Source organism: Streptomyces muensis, from assembly GCF_021474425.1.
In the GTDB taxonomy this organism is placed as follows: Bacteria; Actinomycetota; Actinomycetes; order Streptomycetales; family Streptomycetaceae; genus Streptomyces; species Streptomyces muensis.
Genome location: NZ_JAKEIP010000603.1, coordinates 1 through 923 on the forward strand (window position 1 = coordinate 1; position 923 = coordinate 923).

General features: G+C 76.8%; 1 protein-coding gene. It reads left to right on the forward strand.

From position 1 onward, the window contains the following. The coding region (locus L0P92_RS44660) for a cell division protein PerM (RefSeq protein ID WP_234768842.1) at positions 1-891 on the forward strand (891 nt) is incomplete at its 5' end. Positions 892-923: the final 32 nt, after the last annotated feature.

The following is a 923-nucleotide window of genomic DNA, read 5'->3' on the forward strand; positions in this document are numbered from 1 at the left end:
GCGGGGTGGGACGGCGGATACGAGGAGCGGCGGACGTCCACGGCGACAGGGGCCCGGGCCGGGCGGGAGTCCGCCGTGGCCTGGGCGCCGGGGCGGACCGCCGGGGTCGCGCTGCTGGCGGCCGTGTTCTGCGCGGCCGTGATCGCGGTGCTGGCCGCGCTGTCGGGCGGGCCGCTGGGGCGCGGGGTGCTGGCGGAGTTCGGGCCGGTGTGGTGGCAGGTGGGTGCGGCGACGCTCGCGTGGGTCGCGGTGGTGGCGGTTCCCGTGGCGGTGGTCGTACGTGGATGGCGGTGCCGGACGGGTTGGGCGCCGCGGACGGCTCGGGCGAGCGAGACGGGGACGGGGACGGGGGCGCGGGAGGCCCGGATCGGCAAGCCCCGCGTCGAGCCGGAGAAGCCGGAGAAGCCGGAGATGTCGGAGATTTGGGAAACCGCGGGTACGGCGGAGAGGACGGAGAAGCCCGGGAACGGCAAGGGTGCCTCGGCGGACTCGGACCCGCGGCACTCCGCCTACGGCGAGGACGGCGGCCCGTTCACCGCACTGGCGCAGGACCAGGCCCGCCCGCAGGGTGAGGACCAGGACGCCGGGTCCGCCGCGGCCTACGACGAGGACGGGCCGTACGCGGCCGGTGACCAGGAGGTCCCGTACGGGGCGTACGACCACGACACGACCTTCGAACCGGACGACTTCCCGCCCGGTCCGTCACCGGAGCGACCGCCCTCGCCCTGGCACGACGAGCACGCACGCGCGGCGCGCTGGGCGGCGATGAAGGAGGCGTCGGACCCGGAGGAACCCCCGGAGCCCCGTGAACCGTCGGAGCCCCCTGAGCCGTCGGAGCCCCGTGAACCGTCGGAGACCCCGGCACCCCCCGAGCCACCGGACTCGCCATGACCCAGGGCGCCGGCAGCCCGCCCCGGTCAGTC